The following is a 21,430-nucleotide window of genomic DNA, read 5'->3' as shown; positions in this document are numbered from 1 at the left end:
GACTGCCCGGCCTTTTTTGTTGAGCGTGCGCTCCGCTCAATGACGATGCATGCAGCTCACTGCTTGGTGGCAACCCAAGTGCCGTTGTCTCCGGTCACGGTTTCGTTCCATGTGCCCGAAGCCGCGGTGGCCAAGAAACTCCCGGCGAAGGCCGTGCTGGCGAAGTTGAAGTTGGCAGTGCCGGTGCTCGATACATTGCCGCCCAGGTAGAAGGTGGTTGCAGTCGAGGTGGTGCAGGTGCCGCTAACCGCCCCGAAAGCATCGACCAGCAAGTGGGAGCAGGTTCCGGAGGTGGTACCGGTGTAGGTGGTGCTCCACAAGCCAAGTTGCGGCGAAATTGCAGCGCCAAGGGTGGGTGGGGTGATGCCGAGAGCAGTTGCCAGGGTCTCGAAGGCAACCCGGTTGAGCCGGGTCGTCACCACGGGTCCAGGAATCAAGCCCCGCGTGCCCACGTAGATCGAGTTGTTTCGTTGGATCAGCGTGCGGGCCGATGCGGTTTGCGTGCTCGATGCGGGCAAGTTGGTGAAGCTCATCATGGGTGTGGTGTTGTCCAGGGCTGTGCCCACGGTGTACGTTCCTGAGCCAGCAGCCACGCAGTTCGACGACGCCTGTGTGGCGGTGTCAAGGTCACACAGGTAGTAGTTGATGACGTTGCCGGCACTGAACGAAGCCCGAAGGGCACCGCCGGTACACACCGTGCCGCTTGCCGGCACGCAACCGAGCGGCGCACGGGTATTGCCCAGCGAGAGGGTGTTGCTCTGCGTGGGTGTCGCAGGCATTGAGAATGCGGCCGGCAGGCCCGCCACGGTGGTGGCGCCATTGCCAACGGCGCCATCTGATGGGCGATAGGAGAGCGCGGCCTCCACCGTGAGGTGCCGGATGCGTCGAACCTTGGCTCCGGTTGGCATGGTGCCGTTGAGTTGGTTGGCCGTCACGCCGATCAAGGTGGACTCGGTATTGAGGGCCAGGCTCTGTGCCTGGGTGGCGACGCTGGCAATCGACTGGCCACTCACGTCCACATCTTCGCGTGTGCTCACATACCGGTACCCGTTGCCCCAGATGGCGATGGATGGGCTGCCGTTGGTGCTGGCATGGGCGTTGGCCTCGTTGAGCGAGGGCACCCAGCCCGAAGCGGTGGAGACCCACTGAGGGACATAGGTGCTTGGCACAGCAGAACGGGGCAACCCGTTCGAGAGGACGTCGGCCACCACGTAGAACGGGTACAGCCCGGTGCTGACATTCGGGACGTTGGTCCAGTAGTAGTGGCGCACATCGAAGGTTTGCGCGTTGGTGTAATTGAAACGGCGCACGGTGTAGTCGGGCGAGCGGGTCGTGAGCGCACCCAGGACCAGGGGCACACCATCGCGCAGGCTCACGACGGAGGCGGCGCCGATGACCGTCAATGCGCTGCTGTCTGAAGAGGGGGTTGTCGCGTAATTGCTGTACAGGTTGGCTGCGTTGACTTGCAGCTGCAATGCCGCCACTGCTTCCGCTTCGACCAGAGTCATGCCTTGTGCCACGCCGGCTTGAATGAGGCTTGTGATCGGGCTGATGACGCTGGCCTTGCTGGCTGGTGCTTTCAGCGTGTAGGTGGCACCGCCGGCTCCCGCCGGAATGGATGCGGTCACGGCGATGCCCGCCGCTGGGGTGGCGGTGAGGCCGGTGAGGGTAAAGGCGCCTTGCGCGTCGGCGCTTGTGGTGGTCTCGCCAGCATCGCAGGCACCGTTCCCGTTGGCATCGACACAGACGATGGCACCGGCGCCGCCGATCACGATGCCCGACAGGGTGACGGGAGCGGGCGGTGGAGGCGGTGGGGGTGGTGGGGTTGGTGAGGGGTTGCTGCTTCCGCCACCACCACCACATGCCGCGACCAGAAACACCACGGCAATCCAGGACGAGCGCACCGCAGCGCGCCGCAAAGACTCTTCATTCATGATTCCCTCCCGATTTTGTTCATAGGCCGGCAAATCAACGTTTGCTCAGCCACCTGCCGGGTGATTCTCGTACGCAACCCCGGTAGGCTGATTCTATGGGTGCGGGTCTAGCCAGCTTGAATGGCTTTCCCGACCTCGTTGCGCCCCTGTTCGCTGCCGCTCTGCGGCACGACCTCTTCATCGCGATCCGAGATGGCTTCAAACTGCGCTGCCACCTGGTCGTCGGCGTCGGCCCCGGTGCCGATGTGCGTGCCCATGGTCATGGTCACGTAGCTGCGTGCAAACGTGCCCGCACCCGCATTCAGTATTACGCGGGTCGGTGCGTCTTCCGACACCAGGTACAGCAGGCCCGGCGTGACGGCAGCCGGCGCCAGTTTGTCGAGCACGGCTTGCGGCATCAGGCCTTCGGTCATGGCCGTGGCGGCGGTGGGGGCGAGGCAGTTGACGCGCACGTTGTCTTTCGCGCCTTCGATCGACAGCGTTTGCATCAGGCCGACGAGCGCCATCTTGGCGGCGCCGTAATTCGATTGGCCGAAGTTGCCGAACAGCCCCGACGACGAGGTGGTGTTGACGATGCGGCCGTACTTCTGCGCGCGCATGATGTCCCACACGGCCTTGCAGCAGTTCACGGCGCCCATCAGATGCACATCGACCACCAGTTTGAAGTCGGCGATCTCCATTTTGCTGAAGCTCTTGTCGCGCAAGATGCCGGCGTTGTTGACCAAGATGTCGACCCGGCCCCAGGTGTCCATCGTGAGCTTGACCATGGTCTGCACTGCGTCGAAGTCTGTCACCGAGCCGACGCTTGCGATCGCTTGGCCGCCCGCGGCCTTGATCTCTTGCGCCACCGCTTCAGCGCCGGGGCCGAGGTCGTTCACGACCACTTTCGCGCCGCGCTGGGCCAGGGCCAAAGCGTGCTCGCGGCCGAGGCCGCCGCCTGCGCCTGTCACGATCGCGACACGGCCGTCAAAGTTAATGCTCATAGTCCTCTTTCAAAAGATCTGGTATGTTTATTGAGGCAAAAAATTGCCCTATCTACATAGGGCAACTCAGTTCACTGAAATGATAGGTTAGAAAACTCGGTTGGTGTTTGGGGGGCATCCTCAGCGCCGGTTTCTGATCATTTGTGCCACCTTATTTAACCAGCAAGGAAGAGACATGTCGCTGTTCAATCTCACGGGCAAGGTTGCCATCATCACCGGCTCATCGCGCGGCATCGGCAAGGCGATAGCCGAGCGCATGGCCGAGCATGGCGCCAAGGTCGTGATCTCGTCGCGCAAGCCCGACCCCTGCGCCGCCGTGGCTGCCGGCATCAATGCCGCACGCGGTGCGGGCACGGCCATTTCCATTCCCGCCAACATCTCGTCGAAAGACGACCTGAAGCACCTGGTCGAAGAGACCACGCGCCAGCTGGGCAAGGTCGACATCGTGGTGTGCAACGCGGCGTCCAACCCGTACTACGGCCCGATGGCGGGGATCGAAGACGACCAGTTCCTCAAGATTTTGCAAAACAACGTGATCGCTAACCACTGGCTGATCAACTTCGCGGTGCCGCAGATGATCGAGCGCAAAGACGGCGCGGTGATCATCATCTCAAGCATCGGTGGCCTGCGCGGCTCGCCAGTGATAGGCGCATACAACGTGTCGAAGGCAGCCGACTTTCAACTCGCACGCAACCTCGCCGTCGAATATGGCCCGAGCAACGTGCGTGTGAACTGCATTGCTCCCGGCTTGATCCGCACCGACTTTGCCAAGGCTTTGTGGGAGAACCCAGACACCTTGAAGCGCGCCACCTCGGGCGCCCCCCTGCGCCGCATTGGCGAGCCCGACGAGATTGCCGGCGCGGCCGTGTTTCTTGCCTCTTCTGCAGGCTCATTCATGACTGGCCAGGCGCTGGTCGTCGACGGCGGCGCCACCATTTGAGCGGGGACAAACACATGTCGACAGCCACCACTGCAGCCACCACCGAGCTGCAAACCTTTCGCGAACAGACCCGTGCCTGGCTGGAGCAAAACTGCCCACCCGAGATGCGCAAGCCTGTCACCAGCGAAGGTGATGTGTGCTGGGGTGGGCGTAACTGGAAGTTTTCGTCCGAAGCACAGAAGACCTGGCTGAGTCGCATGGCCGACCAGGGCTGGACAGTGCCCACCTGGCCGCGCGAATACGGTGGCGGTGGTCTCAATGGCGAAGAAGCCAAGATCCTCTCGCAAGAGATGCGCGCGCTGGGCTGCCGTTCGCCGGTGCAGAGCTTCGGTATCTGGATGCTAGGCCCGGCGCTGCTCAAGTTTGGCAACCATGAGCAGAAGCTGGAGCACTTGCCCAAAATCGCGCGCGGCGAAATCCGCTGGTGCCAGGGCTATTCCGAGCCCAATGCCGGCTCTGACCTCGCCTCGCTGCAGACCCGCGCTGAAGACAAGGGCGACCACTACATCGTCAATGGTCAGAAGATCTGGACGTCGTACGCCGACAAGGCCGACTGGATCTTCTGCCTGGTGCGCACCGACCCGGCGGCCAAGAAGCACACCGGCATCAGCTTCGTGCTGTTCGACATGGCCACACCCGGTGTCACCACCAAACCCATTTTGTTGATCTCGGGCCAGTCACCGTTTTGCGAAAGCTTCTTCGACGATGTGCGCGTCGAGAAGCGCAACCTCGTTGGCACGCTCAATGCTGGCTGGGACGTGGCCAAGTACCTGCTCACCCACGAGCGCGAAATGATCGGTGGCATGGGTGACCGTGGTGCCAGTCGGCCACTCGGACAGGTGGCAGCGCAGCAACTGGGTATTGACGCACTCGGCCGCCTCGACGAGCCCGTGCTGCGCGCCCAGATCGCGCAGTTCGAGGTCGACGAAGCCGCCTTTCGCATCACCATGGAGCGTGTGATCGACATGGCCAAGGCCGGCCAGGGCAACCCGGCGTTTTCATCGGCGCTGAAGTACTACGGCTCAGAGCTGAACAAGCGCCGCTTCGAGCTGCTGATGCAGGCTGGCGGCAGCGAGGCGCTGGAGTGGGAAAGCGAGCGGGGCCAGCATGGCGGCACGGCGCGCGCCTGGTTGCGCACCAAGGGCAACTCGATTGAGGGCGGCACCACGGAAGTGCAACTCAACGTGATTGCCAAACGAATCTTGAACCTGCCCGGAGCCTAGGCATGACAGCCCCCACGTCGCTGCGCTCTTGCCCCCCAAGGGGCTTGCAACGGCTTGGGGCCGCCCGGCGCTCGTTGCGTCTCTAGTTTGCTGGACTTTTCAAATATGGCACTCGTACTCACTGAAGAACAAGGCATGTTGCGCGACAGCGCGCGCAGCTTCATCGCCGACCACGCGCCCGTATCGCAACTGCGCCAGCTGCGCGACAAGCGCGATGCCGATGGCTACTCGCGCAAGCTTTGGGCGCAATTCGCCGAGATGGGTTTTACTGGCATCCTCGCGCCCGAGTCGCATGGCGGCATGGGCCTGGGCCAGGTAGAAGCCGGTGTGGTGATGGAAGAGATCGGCCGCAACCTCACGGCCTCGCCCTTTCTCACCTCCAGCGTCGTGGCCGCCACCGCGTTGCTGCAAGGTGGCAGCGACGCGCAGAAGCAAGCCTATGTGCAGAAGATTGCGCAAGGCGAGCTCATCGCCACGCTGGCGGTCGACGAAGGCCGCAAGCATGACCCTGCGCACACGGCACTTGCGGCCGAGAAGACCGCCACCGGCTACACGCTCGACGGCACCAAGACCTTCGTGCTCGACGGCCACGTGGCCGACCTGCTGATCGTCGCCGCGCGCACCGCCGGCAAGGCCGGTGACAAGACCGGCATCACGCTCTTCCTCGTCGACCGCACGGCGGCGGGGGTGGACGTAGAGCGTGTGCTGATGGTTGACGCGCACAACGCGGCGCGCATCCGCTTCAACAAGGCAGCCGTGCCGGCCACGGCCGTGCTCGGCGCCGTAGGCGAAGGCTGGGCGGTGCTCGACGCCGCTCTGAACGCCGGCCGCGTGGCGGCCGCCGCCGAGCTGCTGGGCCTGGCCGACGAAGCCTTCGCGCGCACCGTGGCCTTCTTGAAAGAACGCAAGCAGTTCGACCGCATCGTGGGTGAGTTCCAAGCGCTGCAGCACCGCGCCGCCGTGCTCTACACCGAGATCGAAATGACGCGTGCCACGGTGCTCAAGGCCCAGCAGGCACTAGACGAGAAATCGCCGCTCGCCGGCGTTCTCGCGTCGGTCGCCAAGGCCAAGGCTGGCACCACCGCCACGCTGGCAGTGCAAGAGGGCGTGCAGATGCACGGCGGCATGGGCATGACCGATGAGTTCGAGATGGGCTTCTTCATGAAGCGCGCCCGCGTGCTGCAAGAGTTGTTTGGCGACGCCAGCTTTCACGCCGACCTGTTGGCTCAGCTCAAGAAGTATTGAGTGGCACGAACGGGCTGACCATGGCGGAGCCTGAACCCCCACCGGGGCCGGCGCCGTCATTGCAGGGTCTCTTCGTTACGCCGATCGGTGCGGCGGTAGTGCGAAATCATCAAGGTCGTCCAGCGGCCATCGGGCCCCCTCAGGTGTGAGGTGTGCACACGGTGGTCGTCGTCCAGCCACTCGATGACATCGCGGTAGTGGGCGAGCGTTTCGGGAGCCGAGAGCGAAGGGCCCTGCGTGTCGAGCGTCAGCACCTTTCGCGAGGCATCGAGCGTGCCGCTGTAATTCCACAGCCAGGGCAGCATCGAGCCCACCCAGGTGCCCACGAAGCGCTCTTGCACGGGGTCGAAGCCCAGGGTCATCAGGGTGTCAGTGGTACCACCGCCCGGCAGGTCGATCTGCGCGCCACACACCACCCACAGCTCGCCCAAGCTGCGCACGGTCTCGTGCCCGCGCGCGCTGTCCGGCTGCTCGCCACTGCCCTTCAGCGCGGTGGTCTCGCAGGCCCACTCGCCGCGAAGCTTGTGCAGCCATTGGTGTTGTTCGAGCGCTTGTGGGTGCATCCGTGCTCCGGGCCGCCAGGGCCGTGTGGCCGACGAGATGCATTGAAGTTAAGCGTTGAGCGCCGTGCTTTCTGTAGGACAAGCCCGGTTTTTGGCCCGGGGCATCAGGCCGTCCTGACGAACCCGGGCGCTAGCGTGCAGCAGCGCGGGTCTTGGGCGCGGGGGCTTCCGGCGCCAGTGTGTTGCTGGCCAGCAGCAGGGCCACCAGCGCTTCGCCGCCGACCGAGATGTGCTCGCGCATTGCCGTGGCGGCGGCTTCGCCATCGCCCTTGCAGATGGCATCGACGATGCGGTGGTGCTCGCTGTCCGAGGTGGTGAGCCGCCCCGGTTGGTCGAAGCCGCGCTGACGAAAGGCGGCCAACCGCTTGCGCACGCCGCGCACGTGGTCCACCAGCACCGGGTTGCTGCAACTGCTGTAGATCTGCTCGTGCAAGAGGGCATTGGCTTCGGCATAGCCCTTGCGGTCGTTGGCCTTGGCGCAGCGCGACGCGGCAGCCAGGGCCTTGACGAGCGTGGCCGAGGATTCCGGCGTGACGCGCCGCGCGGCGAGGCGCGCGATGGCGGCCTCGATCTCGCCCAACGCTTCTAGCAGCGCAGCCAGCTCGGCGGCGGCGGGCCGGCGCACGTAGATGCCCGAGCGCGGTGCGATGTGGACCAGCCCTTGCGCCGCCAACAGCATCAGGGCCTCACGTACCGGCGTGCGCGAGGCGTTGAAGCCTGCTGCCAACGCCTTCTCGTCGATGGCGCTGCCGGGTGGGCGCGCACCGGAAAGGATCTCGGCTTCAATGGCGGTGCGGATGCGGTCCTGAATGCTGAGGGGGCGAGGGCTCATTTGCGGCGGAAATTAGCACATGCTGATGGAGGCTTGGGGCTTGTTGAGTGAGCGTGAGCCCTTGCGAAGAGGCTCAAACGCGCAGGCGGGAATTCAAGACGCGCGCACATGCTGGATTCTCTAGCCGTCGATGGGTTGAGCCGGCGTTTCCAGAATGCGCTGGTAGAACGCCAGGTCTAGCCAGCGGCCGAACTTGAAGCCCGCTTGCTTGATGGTGCCGGCATGCTCGAACCCGAGGCTCACGTGCAACGCGATGCTCGCGGCGTTGGCAGCATCGATGCCGCCGATCAGCGTGTGCACCTGGCGCTCACGCGCGGCGCCGACGATGGCGTCGAGCAGCTTGCGGCCCAGGCCCTTGCCGCGGTGGTCGCGGTGCACATAGATCGAGTGCTCCACGCTGTACTTGTAGGCTGGCCATGCGCGGAAGGTGCCGTAGCTTGCAAAGCCGAGCAAGCTGCCTGCGTCATCTTCGAAGCCCAGCACTGGGAAGCCATTGCTGCGCTTGGTGGCAAACCAACTGGTCATGGATTCGGGTGCGCGCGGCGTGTAGTCATACAGCGCGGTCGAGTTGGCGATGGCCTCGTTGAAGATGTCGAGGATGGCGCCGGCATGGCGCTCTTCGGTGCAGGCGACGAGTTGCATCGCGTTTTCCTTGATAGACGATCGGGCGGCGGGCCGTGGCGATCTTCAGCGGCGTGAAGACAGCCCGTTCAAGACCATGTCGAGGTACTGCTCCACCACTTGTACAGCGCTCAGCCGCCCGCCTGGTTTGTGCCAGCGCGGCAGGTAGTTCAGGCCTGACAGCAGCAGGCGCGTGGCGAGCGCGGGGTCGATGTCGCGCAGCGCGCCTTGCTGTACCGCGTCAGCCACGCACTGGCGCAGCAGTTGCTCGAAGCGGTCGCGCAGTGGCACCACCGCCAGTCGTTGATCGGGGTCGAAGTTGGACCAGAAGGTGTTCGACGAAGCAATCCAGCCCGAGCGGTCGCTGTCCATCTGCTCCGCGCTGCACAGCAAGAAGGCGCGGATCTTGTTGAGCGGCTCTTTGGCCTGCTCGACCGCCACCGCGGCGCGCTCGACCAGCGCCGCCATGCGGCCTGCGACCACGCGCTGGAACAGCGTTTCTTTCTCGGGAAACCAGTAGTACAGCGCGGCCTTGGTGATGCCCGCCGTCTCGGCGATGTCGCGCAGCGAAGTGCCTTCGTAACCCTTGCGTGCGAACAGGTCGGCGGCAATGCCGATCAGCTGCTCTTCACGCAACCCACCTTCCAGGGGCACGGCAGCGGTGCTCTTTTTGGCGGGGGCGGGGTTCTTGGCGGCCATGGGCGGGGCGGATGATAGGCCAAGCCGGTCGGTACTTCAGTGCCCGGTGAAGCGCGGCGCGCGCTTGGCCGCCCAGGCTGCAGCGCCTTCCTTCAGGTCTGCCGATTGGGCGGCGCGGGTGATGTCGCGCTGCAAATCGGTGGCATCTAGCACGCCGCGGGCGATGCGCGTGAGGTGCTTCTTCATGCCCAGCAGTGCGAGTGGCGCCATGCCGGCGAGTGTCTGCGTCAGCTCATCAGCGGTGCCGGCCAGGGCCTCGGCGGGCACCAGGTGGGTGAGAAAACCGCAGGCAAGCATTTCGTCGGCGCCGATTTTCTCGGCGGTGAGGAAAAGCCGCTTTGCCATGTTGACGCCCAGGCGGCTCACGTAGCGCTCCATGCCGCGCTGGTAGAAGTGCAAGCCCAGGCGTGCCGCCGGCATGAACATGTCAACCTCGGGTGCGCCGATGCGAAAGTCGCAGGCAAGCGCCAAGTCGGTGGCGCCGCCATACACCCCGCCTTGCAGCACGGCGATGGTGACGGGGCGTGCGTCTTCGAAGGCGTCGACCATCTGGTCGAAGCTCACGCCGCGCTTGCGCCCGATCTGGCCGATGTCGGCGCCACTGCAGAAGTATTTGCCTGTGGACTGCAGGCGCAGCACCAGCACCTCGGGGTTGGCGTTGACGGCCTCCACATGCTCGGCCAGCGTGGCGAGGTCGTCGGGGTCGAGACGGTTGGCCTGGCGCGGGCGGTTCAGCGTGATGGTGGCGACGTGGTCCTGGGTCAGCAGCTGAGGTGTCATGGGGTGGACTTTAGTTCTGTGGCGCCGTCATCTCCGTTTTCATGGAAATGACGGGCGCTTCCGGCCACCTGCGCGCTTTGTGGGAATGCCGCCAAGACCCGAGGCCCTAGCGCCCCTTGAACAGCGCCGGTCGTTTCTCGGCAAATGCCCGCCGCCCCTCTGCGTAGTCTTCACTGTTGAAGCAGGCATCTACCAGCCGCGCTACTTCCGCATCATCGGTGCGTGAGTAGCGCTCGAAGGTGTTGATCGCCGCCTTGGCTGCGCGCACCGTCAGCGGCGCGTTGCGTGCAATCGTCTGCGCATAGGCACTCACCCGTGCCTCCAACTCGTCTTCACCGACCACGAAGTTCACCAACCCTATTCGCAAGGCTTCGTCTGCCTGCATGAACCGCGCGCTGAACAAGATGTCGCGCGCAGACGATGGCCCGACCAGCCTTGCCAAGGCCGCTACCCCCGCGTACTCGTACCCCAGCCCCAGCTTCGCCGCCGGAATGCCGAACGTCGACCCGACAGAAGCAAAGCGCACGTCGGCGCTGAGCGACACCGCCAACCCACCGCCTATGCAAAAGCCCTGGATCATCGCGATCAGCGGCTTGTCGAGCCTGGAGAGCCAGGCCCGCCCGCGCTCGGCGATCTCGCCGTACTGCTTGCGCTGCTCGGCATTGGCGCGGTGCTGGTCAAACTCGGAAATGTCGGCGCCCGATGCAAAGGCCTTGCCGCCCGCACCCTTGAGCACCACCACGCGCACGCTGTCGTCTTGCTGAAAGGCCTGCAACGCCTCGCCCAGCCCTTGCCACATTTCGAGCGAAATGGCGTTGCGCCGCTCGGGGTTGTTGAAGGTGAGCCAGCCTATGCCCTGGGCTACGCTGGCCAGCAGCTTCTCGGTCTTGAGTTGGATCATGCGATGGCCCCTTGCGCTTTCAGTTGCTGGATGGTGACTTCGTCATAGCCGAACTCGCGCAGCAGGTCTTGCGTGTGCTCGCCGGCATCGGGCGCCGGGTGATGAAACTGCTCGGGGTGAGGGAAGCGCGACAGGTTGATGGGCGAGCGCACCAGGTTCACGTCGCCCAGCTCGGCGTGGTGGGCTGGGCGCGTCATGCGCAGGTGTTTTGTTTGCGGGTCTTCGAAAGCCTGGCCGATGTCGTAGATCGGCCCGCAAGGCACACCCACGGCATTCAGCCGGTCGACAAGATCGTGGGTGGCAAAACGCTGGGTCAGCGTGTTCACATCGATGTTGAGCTGTTGCTTGTGCTTCACGCGCGAGCGCACGTCCACATAAGCCGGGTCGTTGAAGAGGTCGTCGGCGTCAAGCGTCTTGCACAGGTTGGCCCACATTTTCTGGGTGCTCGCGGCCAGGTTGATGAGGCCATCGCTCGCCTCATACACGCCCATGGGCACCGCCATCGGATGGAAGTTGCCTTGCTGCTGGGGCACCTCGTGGCTCATGGTGTAGCGCGCGCCCTGAAAGTCGAGCTTGCTGAGCATCGACTCAAGCAGCGAGGTGTGCACCCATTGCCCCTCGCCGGTGTGCTCGCGGTGCAACAGCGCCAGCAAGATGCCCTGGCCGAGGAACATGCCGGCCGAGGTGTCCGACACCGCAATGCCCGCACGCATAGGCCCGCGGCCGGGCTCGCCGGTGATCGACATCAGGCCCGACAAACCTTGCACGATCTGGTCGACACCGGGCCGGTCTCGGTAGGGGCCGTCTTGGCCGAAGCCCGAGATGCTCGCGAGAATGATGCGCGGGTTGATGGCTTTGAGCTGCTCGTAGTCGAGGCCCAGGCGCGTCTTCACGTCGGCGCGAAAGTTCTCCACCACCACATCGGCCTTGGTCACCAGGTCGTGCAGCAGCGCCATGCCTTTAGGGTGCTTGAGGTCTATGCACAGGCTGCGCTTGTTGCGGTGCAGGTTTTGCTCGTCGGCACCGCGCCGCACGCCCGTCACGGAGCCGCCCGGCTGCTTGGGCGGTGCTTCGATGCGGATCACCTGGGCACCCCAGTCGGTGAGCAGGCGCACGGCGGTGGGGCCGGCGCGGGCGATGGTGAGGTCGAGCACCGTGTATTTCGACAGAGGGAATGACATGGGAACTCAACCGTAGTTGATGGCGCTGCCAGGGCGGAAGGCGGGCAGGCGTTTCATGGCCAGGCGCTCGGCGCCGCGTGGGTCGGCCACGACCCGGCTCTCGGTGTTGAAGACCATGGTCAGGCGCTCTTGCGGCGTGAACGGTTTCCACTCTGGCAGCGTGTCGGTGTTCGGGTTGCCGGTGCGCGCAAAGTTGCCCCAGGCCCGCATCAACTGGCGCATCAGCGGCTGCAGCTCGGGGCCTTGGCCGGTGAAGGCTTCTGCCGCGTCGACATTGCCAAATACGAATGGCATCTCTGCCGTGTGCGGCGAGTGCAGCAAGCCCCTGAGCGCCGGGCTCTCCCATGCGAACTCGTACATATAGACCGGCGCGCCACCTTGCAGGGCCTTCTGCTCGGCACCGCTGACGTTGGTGAGACGGTACATGTGGTCGCTGGCGATGTAGGCCAGCACCTCGCTCGGCGATGCACCTGCATGCTCTGCCTGGTAGACCGACATCAGGGCGTCGGCCCGTGCGTCGTCGATCTTCATGAAGCGCTTGACGCGTTGATGGGCATCAACGGCCGACAGCGTGAAGTTGGTCGGATCGGCCGCAAGAAAGAAGGTGGCCTCGGTGCGCGTGTAGCCGATCAGCATCGGGATGTGCGCTGACATCTCGGGCGCTTGCGGGTAAAACGGGTGGCGCGTGAGCGTGCGGCCGTCGATCACCGGGCGGTAGTGGTCTTGCCCGCGGTTGGCCAGCACCACGGCCTGCATGGCACTCAGCAGTTGGGCGGCGGGCAGCGTTTGCAAGGTGGCGAAGTCGCCCTCAGCCACGCCCAATTGCTGGAGCAGTTGATGCGTCGCCAGGGCCGATTCTTCGGGCTCTTGCACATGAAAACCCGAGGAAGAGCTTTGTACGATGGCGCGGTGGAACAAGCCTTGTGCGGCCGGCATCGCCATCAAGATGGCCACCTTTGCGCCGCCGCCCGATTGGCCAAAGATCGTGACCTGTGCGGGGTCGCCACCGAAGGCCGCGATGTTGTCGCGTACCCATTGCAAGGCAGCCACCAGGTCGAGCATGCCGGCGTTGCCGGCGTCGGCAAAGCGCGGGTCGGCTTTCGTTTCGGCATCAGGCCCTGCATAGAGGTAGCCGAAGAGGTTGAGCCGGTGGTTGACGGTGACCACCACCACGTCTTCGTGCTTGGCCAGCGCGCTGCCGTCGAGCACGGGCGAGTTGCCGGCGCCGATGGAGAAGGCGCCGCCGTGCAGGTACACCATCACCGGGCGCTTGGCGGTATCGGGAGCCGGCGTGAACACGTTCAGCACCAGGCAGTCTTCGCCGTTGGTGGTGTCAGAGGCCAGCCACTGGAAGATGCGTGTGCGTGGTGCGTCGAGTTGCGGTGCGCGCGGGCCGTAAGCCAATGCGTCGCGTACGCCGGCCCAGGGGGTCACCGCTTGCGGTGGCAAGAAGCGGCGCGGGCCCGAAGTGTCGGCGGCATAGGGAATGCCTTTGAACACCGCGACCCCTTTCTGAAACGCGCCGCGCAGTTGGCCTGCGGTGGTGTCGGTGAGTGGCGAATCTGCCATGGCGGTGCCTCAGAGGGGCGCAGTTAATATATCTAACTAAGATATAGATATTTAATTGCTCGGTCAATCGGAGATGGCCCTGGCTTCGCCTCGCACCTGATGCCCGAGCTGCCCACGGATCAGGTTGGCACTACAGATCGGCGGTGTAGCGGGCCAGCATTTGCTCTTGCGTCTCGGCCGGCCCGGCCAGGCCGGTCTGGCTGGCGATCATCACACCCAAGGGCGGCAAGACCGAGCGTGGCATTTGCGCCGAGGGCTGCCACAGGTTCGAGCGCATGAAGGCCTTGGCGCAATGCAGGTAGGCCTCTTGCACCGTGACCTCGATGGCAAGCGTCGGCGGGTTTTTCTCGGTGGCAAAGAACTGCAGGTGCCCATCGGCTTGCGACAACCGCGCCGCGCCGTTGACGCGCAAGGTCTCGTCGACACCGGGGATGATGAAGACCAAGCCGAGCTGCCCGGTCTCGATGATGTTGTGCAGCGTGTCGAGCCGGTTGTTGCCTCGCGCATCGGGGATGAGCAGCGTGCGATCGTCCAGCACTTTCACGAAGCCAGGCGCGCCGCCGCGCGGCGATGCGTCGAGGTTTCGCGTGGCGCTGGTGCTGGCCACCACGAGAAAGGGAGTCAGCGCGATGTAGCTGCGGCAGTGCACGTCCAAAGCCGAGAGCTGCTTCTTGTAAGCGCGCTCCTTGGGTGCGGGGTACAGGGCGCGCAGTTGCTCAAGGCTGTCGATGTACATGCTGGACCTTGATCTGTTTGGCCATGAAAACGCTGTTGGGGTCGTCCCAATAGTCGCCATAGGGCGGGCGGCGCGCATAGCCCAGGCTGGCATAGAAGGCCAGGGCTTCGGGTTGCCGGGGCCCTGTTTCAAGCATCAATGTCATGCAGTGCAATTCGGCAGCCTTGGCTTCGAGCAGCACCAGCACCTGGCGGGCCAGGCCTTGGCCGCGGCTGTGGGGGTGCACGTACATGCGTTTGACTTCACCGTATTCGCGGCCAATAACGATAGCGCCGCAGCCGATGGCATGGCCTGCCGCATTGCGCGCAACGGCGAACAGGACGTTGGGCTCTTTTAGCGCGTCGAGATCCAATATGTGCCGGCTCTCTGGCGGATAGAGGCTGTCTTGGTACGCGTCCAGCTCGGCGATGAGCTGGATGACTTCGGCTTGATCCGGGGGTTCGAAGGCAACGGGCATGAGCGTGACCTACCTGAGGCTCAGCCGCCGGCCACGTGTTTGTCGCGCAACTCGCGCTTCAACACCTTGCCGATGGCGCTGCGCGGCAGCTCTTCAATAAAGTGCAAGCTGGCCAGCCGCTGGGTCTTGCCCACCTGCTGGTTGAACCATTGCAGCAGCTCGGCGTCGGTCTCTGGGTGGCCCGCTTTGCGCACCACGTACGCCACCGGCGTCTCGCCCCAGGCCTCGGAAGGCACGCCCACCACCGCCACGTCGGCCACGGCTGCGTGCTTGCGCATTTCGGCTTCTAGGTCGCTTGGGTAGATGTTGAAGCCGCCGCTGATCACCATGTCTTTCTTGCGATCGAAGAGCGTGAGAAAGCCCTCGGCATCGAAGCGGCCCACATCGCCGGTGCGTATGAAGCGCAGGCCGTCGGGGCTGTACCACTCGGCGTCGCGCGTCTTGCCGGGTTGCTGGTGGTAGCCGGTCATCATGGACACCGAGCGGCCCACCACTTCGCCCATTTCGCCGCGCGGCACCTCTTTGCCGTCTTCGTCGATCAGGCGAATGTCGTGGCCCTCGGCCGGCTGGCCCACGGTGTGCAGCTTGTCGGGGTAGGTGTGGGCACTCAAGATGCAGCTGCCACCGCCTTCAGTCATGCCGTAGAACTCGACCAGCCCACCGGGCCAGCGCTTCAGGATGTCGGCCTTGAGCACCGCGCCGAAAGGCGCGCTGGTGCTGAACTTGAACTGGAAGGATTTGAGGTTGAAGTTGTCGAACTCGGGCAGCGCCATGAGGCGCTGGTACTGCACCGGCACCAGCATGGTGTGCGTGACCTTGTGCTTCTGCGCCAGCTCGAGGTAGCCCCTGCTGTCGAACTTGGGCATGAGCACCAGGGTGCCACCCCAGGCCAGAGTGGGGAAGAAGACGACGAGCGTGGTGTTGCTGTACAGCGGCGTGGCCAGGATGGTGGTGCCGCCAGGGCCGTAGTTGTACGCACCGCCGCCTCGGCGCACATGCGCCCAACGCATGCTGTGCGGCTGCACGATTCCCTTGGGCGTGCCGGTGGTGCCCGACGAATAGATGATGTTGAAAGCCCAATCGGGCTTGGGCTTCACGGCTTTGAAGGGGGTGCCCGCGGGCGCCACCCATTCCTTGAGCTGGATGCCGATGGGCGAGCCGTCGATCGAGATGCGCGTTACGTCAGTGGCCTGGGCTGCGCCAATGGCTTCGGCGGAACTCTCGTCGGTGAAGAGCAGCTTGGCCTCGGCGTCTTTCAGCATGCCGGCGAGTTGCTCGACGGTCGAGCCGGGGGCGAGCGGGGCCACCACCACGCCGGCACGCAGTGCGCCGAGAAACACTGCGGCGTAGTGCACTGACGCGTTGGCGCAGATGGCGATGGCCTCGCGCGGCTTGATGCCGTCGCGCTTCAACGCAGCCGCCACGCGGTCCATCATGGCGTCGAGCTGGGCGTAGGTGACGCTGCACTGCTTGTCGATGATGGCGGTGTGTTTCGGGTCACGCTGGGCGTGGGCGTGGATCAGTTCGGCGATCACGCCGAAGTCATTTTCGAAGGGGGCAGCGATCGGGTCCATGGCTTCAGGGTACGGTCAGTTGAAAGAGGTTCGTCATTCCAGCTTTCGCGGCATGACGTCGGGCGCCAATCTACACCGTGGCCACCGCCGTGACGGGCGAGCCCACCGCGCCGGGCAGGCGCAGCGGCGGGGCGGTCAGCAGGAAGCGCGAGCGCTGGTGGGCGCGCAGCCAAGTGGCCAACTCGCTCAGGTACCAGAGCTCGCCCAAGGGCACGCCCAGCTTGAACAGGCAGTGCTCGTGCAGCGGCAGGGCGGCGCGCTCGCCATCGCCCTCGGCCTCGCGTGCGGGGTAGGCCTCGACGGCGTAGTTGTCGGCGATCAGTGCGGCCACGCCGCTGTCGCTCACCCATTGCAGCAGGCGCTCGTCACGGCCGTCGAGGGCGGCGCAGGCGTTGTTGAGCACCTTCATGTCGGGTTGGCGGTCCATGCGCAAGATCATGTCGGCGAAGCCGGTGTAGAAGAGCAGCAGGTCGCCTGTTTCTACTTGCACCTTCTGGCTGTCCATGATCTGCATCAGCCGTTCGTAGCCGACGCGCTCGCGCGTGTCGCCCACCTGCGCATGCAGATTGACCAGCACGCCGCGGCCCTGGATGGCCTTGACCGCAAAATTCTCTACGCCCAGCTTCATCGCATACGAGCCGCCCTCAGCACCGCAGGGGCACGAGGCCAGCTTCAGGTCACCGGGGCCCAGGATGTCTTCGTGCGCGCGGTAGCCGTTGTAATAGACCTTCTCGGGCTCGCCGTCGCCATCGGCGTCAAACCACGAGCCCACGTGGGCGAAGGTGTCCCACTGCGTGGAGTACTGCAGCGTGATGTTGACCTGGTCGTCGCAGATCACGTCGGTGAAGCGTGCGTCGAAGCGGCGCAGCGGCATGTTCATGAACGGGTCGCCGTTCAGGTCGGTGGGTTTCAGGCGCGGCGGGCTGCGCCGCGGGTTGAGCTTGGCTTCACCGGGGAAGTCGAGCGGCAGGCTCAGTCCGAACGACAAACCTTCCTTCACCTCGGCCACACCTTGCTTCACCTTCTCGGGCGTCAGCAGATTGAGGCGGCCCAGCTCATCGTCGGGGCCGAAGTCACCCCAGGTCGAGCCTTCGGGGCGTTGCTTCCAGCGGGCAGATGAACTCATTCAGCGTTCCTGTTTTTCACCAGAGGGCAGGCATGTGGGAGTACAGGCCGCCACCCACCGCTCAGCCTGAGGTATCGAAGGCCCGCTCAGGCCGTGCAGGGCTTCGATACCGTCGAAAATCAGAAAGCCCCGTACACCATGTTCTTGAAGACGTGGCGGTAGTACTCGCGTTGACCTGGCGCCTGCATCATCCAGATGGCGATCAGGTTTTCTTTCGGGTCGATCCAGAAGGCCGTGCCACCCAGGCCGCCCCAGTTGGCTTCGCCCACGCTGCCGGGGTTGGCCGCCTCACCTGGAGCGATACGCACCGCGAAGCCCAGGCCGAAGCCGAACCCCGGGCCGGGCAAGTAGCCGGTGTTCACACCTGGCACGCGGCTCGCGCGGATGATGTCGGCGCCCAGGTGGTCACGCGTCATCATCTCTACCGTCTTGGGCGAGAGGATGCGCACGCCGTCGAGCTCACCGCCGTTCAACACCATGCGGCAAAAGCGCAGGTAATCGGGCGCGGTCGACACCATGCCGCCACCACCCGACTCGAACACGGGCGGTTTGGTCACGTCGATCAGCGTCACCGGCTGCTTGCTGTCGGGGTCTAGTTTGAAGGGCTCGGCCAGGCGATTGAGCTTGTCGGCGCTGACCGCGAAGCCGCTGTCCTTCATGCCCAGCGGCCCGAGGATGCGTTGCTGCAGGTAGACGCCCAGCGTCTGGCCCGACACGCGCTCGATCAGCGAGCCGACCAGGTCGGTGGAGCGGCTGTATTCCCAGGTGCTGCCGGGCACGTTGGCCAAGGGCAGGGTTGCGAGCACCTTCGAGAGCTGGGTGTTGTTGAACTCGTTCTTCTGGATGCCGGTCTTGAGGTACTCGCTCTTCACCAGTGACTTGCCGAACACGCCGTAAGTGAGGCCCGAGGTGTGGCGCAGCAGGTCTTGCACCGTGGGCACGCGCGGCGAGGGCACGAGCTCGAGCGTGGCGTTGCCGGCGGCGTCTTTCTTCTCGATGCCCACCTTCAGGTCTTTGAACTCGGGCAGGTAGCGCGAGATCGGGTCGGCGAGGATCACCTTGCCGTCTTCCACCAGCATCATCAAACCCACCGACACGATGGGCTTGCTCATCGAGTAGATGCGGAAGATGGAGTCAGCCGCCATCGGTGCGCCGGCTTGCGGGTCGCGCTGGCCGACCACCTTCTCGTGCACCACCTTGCCGTCGCGGTAGAGCAGGATCACCGCTCCGGGCAGGCGGCTGGCAGCGGTGTCGCGGGCAACCAGGTCGTCGAGCTTTTGCAGGGCTGCGGCGTTCATCGGCGCTCGCGCGGTGCTGCTCTTGTCGGCCGTCATGCCGGCGCAACCGGCGAGCACCAAGGCCGCGCCGCAGAGTGAGGCGATCAAGGTTCGGCGGGTGGCGTGGGGGAAGGGGCTGATCATCTGTTTGTCTCCTGTCGTTGTGTTTGTGTTTATGTTGGCTGTGTTGCTTGCGATCAGTAGCCGGCGTGTCTGTCCACCGCGAACGGCTGTGGCAGCCCATCGCGCGCCCGTCTCAAGGCATCGACGCATTGCTGTGCCACGGTGTCAAAGGAAGCCTGGGCGGCAATGTGCGGCGTGGCCACCACCTTGGGGTGCGACCACACCCAGTTGTCGGGTGGAGGCGGCTCGCGCTCGAACACATCGAGCGCCGCGCCGGCCAGGTAGCCACCATCGAGCAGCACCTGCAGGTCGTGCTCGACCATCTGCTCACCGCGGCCCACGTTGATGACGAAGGCACCGCGCGGCAGCTGCGCCAGCGTGTGGTGGTTGAGCAGGCCGCGCGTCTCGTCGGTGAGGGGCAGGGCGCACACCAAGATGTCAGCTTGCGACAGAAACTGCGGCAGCTCGTCGTTACCGGCAAAGGTGGCCACGCCGGGCACCTCGCGTGGCGTGCGGCTCCAGCCACCGACCGCGTAGCCCAGCGGCAGGAAGGCGCGCGCGATGGCTTGCCCGACGGCCCCCAGGCCCATCACGCCCACGCGGCAACGCACGGCGGTGCGCACCGGGTGGCGCGCCCATTCGGCCAGCGATTGCTGTTCGGCGTAGAGCGCCAGGTCGCGCGTGAAGCGCAGCGTATTGGCCACCACGTATTGCGCGATCTCCATGCCCTGCATCGGGTCGACCACGCGCGTGAGCGGCACATGCGTGGGCAGGTCTTCCACCATCAGCTTGTCGGCGCCGGCGCCGGTGGAGCACAACACGCGCAGGTTGGGGTACTGCGGCAGGATGCCTGGCCGCATGCGCCAGGCCAGGATGGCCTCCACCGCCTCGGGCGGTGGGTTGTCTTGCTCAGTCCAGACGGGAGTGCCTTGTGCGGCCAGTCGCAGAGCTGCGGCAAAGGGTGCCGACGGTAAGGGGTTCGACAGCACCAGAATGGCCATGGGCTCTTTCGTTCTAAGCGTCGCTTTCTTTACGCGTCATAACCTGGGTTGCGCCGATCGAGCCGGCGCAGGAGAGCTGGCCACACCAGGCTGGCACCCTTGCCGTTGGTCGCGGCTTTTGATTGTTCGCGGTTCAGGTCGATCATGGACTGCGGCAATTCGTTGAGCTCGACACCACCCGACTGCGCCAGGATCTGCATGCGACAAGAGGTTTCGAGCTGGTACATGGCGCCGAAGGCTTCGGCCACGCTGCGCCCGCAGGTCAGCAGGCCGTGGTTGCGCAGGATCAGGCTGTTGGCCTTGCCCAGCGACTTGACCAGCCGCGGCTTCTCGTCGTCGCGCAGCGCCACGCCTTCATAGTCGTGGTACGCGATGGAGTTGAGCGGGAACGTGGAGTGCTGCGACAGCGCCAGCAGGCCGCGCTTTTGCGCCGACACCGCCACGCCATGCAAGGTGTGGGTGTGCAGCACGCAGGCCACCTCAGGTCGGGCTTCGTGCACTGCGCTGTGGATCACGAAGCCGGCCGGGTTCGTGTCGAACTTGGAAGGCATCACCTTGTCGCCGTGGTGATCCACCTTCACCAAGCTCGACGCCGTGATTTCTTCGAAGAAGAGGCCGTAGGGATTGATCAGGAAGCTGTGGTCATCACCCGGCACGCGGGCCGAGATGTGGGTGAAGACCAGGTCGTCCCAACCGAAGAGCGCCACCAGCCGGTAGGCGGCGGCGAGGTCGACGCGTGTCTGCCACTCTTCGGCAGAGACCTGGTTGCGTAGGGATGCGAATTCGAGTGGTGCATTCATGCTTTATCTCCTGTGAACGGTGGGCGAAATCATGACCGTTCGCGCAGAGCTTGTTGAAGTGCTTACCCCGTGGCAACCGGCTTCGACAGGCTCAGCCCGAACGGGCCAACTTTCCTACAACGCCTTCACCAACTCCGGCACGGCGGTGAAGAGGTCGGCTTCGAGACCGTAGTCGGCCACCGAAAATATCGGGGCCTCAGGGTCTTTGTTGATGGCCACGATCACCTTGCTGTCCTTCATGCCGGCCAGGTGCTGGATGGCGCCACTGATGCCCGCGGCGATGTACAGCTGCGGGGCCACGATCTTGCCCGTTTGCCCGACCTGCCAGTCGTTCGGTGCGTAGCCGGCGTCCACCGCCGCTCGGCTGGCCCCGAGTGCGGCACCCAGCTTGTCGGCCAACGGGGTCAGCACCTCGTTGAACTTGTCGCTGGAACCCATCGCCCGGCCACCCGAGACGATGATCTTGGCGGCGGTGAGTTCGGGCCGGTCGTTCTTGGCGATCTCCGAACCCATGAACTTGGACTTGCCGCTGTCGGCTTCGGCGGTCGCGGCTTCAACTTGGGCGCTGCCGCCGGTGGCAGCCGCCGGGTCGAAGCCGGTGGTGCGCACGGTGATGACTTTGACCTTGTCTTGGCTTTGCACCGTGGCAATCGCATTGCCGGCGTAGATCGGGCGCTCGAACGTATCAGCGCTCACGACGTGGGTGATGTCGCTGATCTGGCCGACGTCGAGCTTGGCGGCAACTCTGGGGGCAATGTTCTTGCCGGCTGCGGTGGCGGCGAAGAGGATGTGGCTGTAGTTCTGCGCAATGGCGAGAACTTGCGCCGCGACGCTCTCGGCCAGGCCGTGGTCGAGGTGAGGCGCA

21 protein-coding genes are annotated in these 21,430 nt (G+C 64.8%); 3 read left to right on the top strand and 18 right to left on the bottom strand.

Annotation, left to right across the window (positions count from 1 at the left end; translation table 11 throughout):
* Positions 1-56: 56 nt before the first annotated feature.
* Positions 57-1,934: a hypothetical protein gene (locus AC30QB_RS03620; protein WP_489544824.1), complete on the bottom strand. Its 1,878-nt coding sequence runs from the start codon at positions 1,932-1,934 to the stop codon at positions 57-59.
* A 107-nt stretch (positions 1,935-2,041) separates the two neighbouring features.
* A complete protein-coding gene (locus tag AC30QB_RS03615) occupies positions 2,042-2,917 on the bottom strand; it encodes an SDR family NAD(P)-dependent oxidoreductase (protein ID WP_489544823.1) in 876 nt (291 codons plus the stop codon).
* A gap of 175 nt (positions 2,918-3,092) precedes the next feature.
* Here AC30QB_RS03615 and AC30QB_RS03610 point away from each other — a divergent pair, with 175 nt between their 5' ends.
* The 3 genes from AC30QB_RS03610 to AC30QB_RS03600 all read left to right on the top strand — a co-directional run bounded on the left by AC30QB_RS03610 (position 3,093) and on the right by AC30QB_RS03600 (position 6,325).
* Positions 3,093-3,857, top strand: a complete 765-nt coding sequence (locus tag AC30QB_RS03610; RefSeq protein WP_489544822.1) for an SDR family oxidoreductase — start codon at positions 3,093-3,095, stop codon at positions 3,855-3,857.
* Between the two features lie 14 nt (positions 3,858-3,871).
* Positions 3,872-5,080 (top strand): acyl-CoA dehydrogenase family protein, encoded by a 1,209-nt coding sequence (locus tag AC30QB_RS03605; RefSeq protein ID WP_489544821.1) that lies wholly within the window; start codon positions 3,872-3,874, stop codon positions 5,078-5,080.
* Positions 5,081-5,185: 105 nt separating this feature from the next.
* Positions 5,186-6,325: an acyl-CoA dehydrogenase family protein gene (locus tag AC30QB_RS03600; protein ID WP_489544820.1), complete on the top strand. Its 1,140-nt coding sequence runs from the start codon at positions 5,186-5,188 to the stop codon at positions 6,323-6,325.
* Positions 6,326-6,381: 56 nt separating this feature from the next.
* Here AC30QB_RS03600 and AC30QB_RS03595 read toward each other — a convergent pair whose 3' ends face one another.
* The 16 genes from AC30QB_RS03595 to AC30QB_RS03520 form a co-directional block, all read right to left on the bottom strand.
* Positions 6,382-6,888: a DUF1579 domain-containing protein gene (locus AC30QB_RS03595; protein WP_489544819.1), complete on the bottom strand. Its 507-nt coding sequence runs from the start codon at positions 6,886-6,888 to the stop codon at positions 6,382-6,384.
* Between the two features lie 130 nt (positions 6,889-7,018).
* Positions 7,019-7,720, bottom strand: coding sequence for a GntR family transcriptional regulator (locus AC30QB_RS03590; RefSeq protein ID WP_489544818.1), 702 nt, complete (start codon positions 7,718-7,720; stop codon positions 7,019-7,021).
* Positions 7,721-7,840: 120 nt separating this feature from the next.
* Complete coding sequence (locus tag AC30QB_RS03585; protein ID WP_489544817.1) at positions 7,841-8,362, bottom strand: GNAT family N-acetyltransferase; 522 nt, start codon at positions 8,360-8,362, stop codon at positions 7,841-7,843.
* A gap of 45 nt (positions 8,363-8,407) precedes the next feature.
* Positions 8,408-9,040, bottom strand: a complete 633-nt coding sequence (locus tag AC30QB_RS03580; protein WP_489544816.1) for a TetR-type transcription factor C-terminal domain-containing protein — start codon at positions 9,038-9,040, stop codon at positions 8,408-8,410.
* A gap of 36 nt (positions 9,041-9,076) precedes the next feature.
* Entirely contained in the window at positions 9,077-9,820 is a 744-nt protein-coding gene (locus AC30QB_RS03575) for an enoyl-CoA hydratase/isomerase family protein (protein ID WP_489544815.1), read from the bottom strand.
* Between the two features lie 106 nt (positions 9,821-9,926).
* Entirely contained in the window at positions 9,927-10,721 is a 795-nt protein-coding gene (locus AC30QB_RS03570; RefSeq protein ID WP_489544814.1) for an enoyl-CoA hydratase, read from the bottom strand.
* Positions 10,718-11,902: a CaiB/BaiF CoA transferase family protein gene (locus AC30QB_RS03565; RefSeq protein ID WP_489544813.1), complete on the bottom strand. Its 1,185-nt coding sequence runs from the start codon at positions 11,900-11,902 to the stop codon at positions 10,718-10,720. Before AC30QB_RS03565 ends, AC30QB_RS03570 begins: the two co-directional genes overlap by 4 nt.
* A gap of 6 nt (positions 11,903-11,908) precedes the next feature.
* Positions 11,909-13,471, bottom strand: coding sequence for a carboxylesterase/lipase family protein (locus tag AC30QB_RS03560; protein WP_489544812.1), 1,563 nt, complete (start codon positions 13,469-13,471; stop codon positions 11,909-11,911).
* Positions 13,472-13,601: 130 nt separating this feature from the next.
* Positions 13,602-14,207, bottom strand: coding sequence for an MSMEG_1061 family FMN-dependent PPOX-type flavoprotein (locus tag AC30QB_RS03555; RefSeq protein WP_489544811.1), 606 nt, complete (start codon positions 14,205-14,207; stop codon positions 13,602-13,604).
* The gene (locus AC30QB_RS03550; protein WP_489544810.1) at positions 14,188-14,664 is read right to left on the bottom strand and encodes a GNAT family N-acetyltransferase; all 477 of its coding nucleotides are present in this window, start codon (positions 14,662-14,664) and stop codon (positions 14,188-14,190) included. Before AC30QB_RS03550 ends, AC30QB_RS03555 begins: the two co-directional genes overlap by 20 nt.
* Before the next feature lie 20 nt (positions 14,665-14,684).
* The gene (locus AC30QB_RS03545) at positions 14,685-16,238 is read right to left on the bottom strand and encodes a class I adenylate-forming enzyme family protein (RefSeq protein WP_489544809.1); all 1,554 of its coding nucleotides are present in this window, start codon (positions 16,236-16,238) and stop codon (positions 14,685-14,687) included.
* A 70-nt stretch (positions 16,239-16,308) separates the two neighbouring features.
* On the bottom strand, positions 16,309-17,364 hold the full coding sequence (locus AC30QB_RS03540) for a cyclase family protein (protein ID WP_489544808.1): 1,056 nt from the start codon (positions 17,362-17,364) through the stop codon (positions 16,309-16,311).
* Positions 17,365-17,483: 119 nt separating this feature from the next.
* Positions 17,484-18,785: a serine hydrolase domain-containing protein gene (locus AC30QB_RS03535; protein WP_489544807.1), complete on the bottom strand. Its 1,302-nt coding sequence runs from the start codon at positions 18,783-18,785 to the stop codon at positions 17,484-17,486.
* A 53-nt stretch (positions 18,786-18,838) separates the two neighbouring features.
* Complete coding sequence (locus tag AC30QB_RS03530) at positions 18,839-19,765, bottom strand: 2-hydroxyacid dehydrogenase (RefSeq protein ID WP_489544806.1); 927 nt, start codon at positions 19,763-19,765, stop codon at positions 18,839-18,841.
* A gap of 29 nt (positions 19,766-19,794) precedes the next feature.
* Positions 19,795-20,565 (bottom strand): class II aldolase/adducin family protein, encoded by a 771-nt coding sequence (locus tag AC30QB_RS03525; RefSeq protein WP_489544805.1) that lies wholly within the window; start codon positions 20,563-20,565, stop codon positions 19,795-19,797.
* Positions 20,566-20,679: 114 nt separating this feature from the next.
* Positions 20,680-21,430 (bottom strand): electron transfer flavoprotein subunit alpha/FixB family protein (locus tag AC30QB_RS03520; protein WP_489544804.1); only part of this gene is annotated, 751 nt, incomplete at its 5' end.

It is taken from the genome of Rhizobacter sp. (assembly GCF_046595475.1).
In the GTDB taxonomy this organism is placed as follows: Bacteria; Pseudomonadota; Gammaproteobacteria; order Burkholderiales; family Burkholderiaceae_C; genus Rhizobacter.
Note: the sequence above shows the minus strand (reverse complement) of the source record. Positions and strands in the feature narration are given on the sequence as shown.